Genomic DNA, 611 nt, shown 5'->3' with positions numbered 1-611 from the left:
GAACGCGAGGCGATGGAATTCGACGTGGTGATCGTCGGCGCCGGGCCAGCCGGTCTGTCGGCTGCGATCCGGCTGAAGCAGGTCAATCCGGAGCTCTCGGTGGTCGTGCTGGAAAAGGGGGCGGAGGTCGGTGCGCATATCCTCTCCGGTGCTGTGGTAGATCCCATCGGCATCGACCGGCTGCTGCCCGGCTGGCGCGAGGAGGAGGGCCATCCGTTCAAGACCGAAGTGACGGCCGACCATTTCCTGGTGCTCGGCCCGGCGGGCTCCGTTCGCCTGCCGAACTTTATGATGCCGCCGCTGATGAACAACCACGGCAACTATATCGTCTCGCTCGGCAATGTCTGTCGCTGGCTCGCCGGAAAGGCTGAGGAGCTCGGCGTCGAGATCTATCCGGGCTTTGCGGCAACCGAAGTGCTCTATAACGACGAGGGCGCCGTCATCGGTGTCGCCACCGGCGACATGGGCATCGAGAAGAACGGCGAGCCGGGCCCGAACTTTACCCGCGGCATGGAACTGCACGGCAAATACGTGCTGATCGGCGAAGGCGTGCGCGGTTCGCTCGCCAAGCAATTGATCGCCAAGTTCGATCTCTCGAAGGATCGCGAGCC

1 protein-coding gene is annotated in these 611 nt (G+C 63.8%); it reads left to right on the top strand.

What is annotated here, in order from left to right; genetic code table 11:
- Positions 1-611 (top strand): NAD(P)/FAD-dependent oxidoreductase (locus ACPYOI_RS35880; protein ID WP_481424148.1); only part of this gene is annotated, 611 nt, incomplete at both ends.

The sequence above is a fragment of the Rhizobium sp. SVR5-2C genome, from assembly GCF_056755115.1.
Note: the sequence above shows the minus strand (reverse complement) of the source record. Positions and strands in the feature narration are given on the sequence as shown.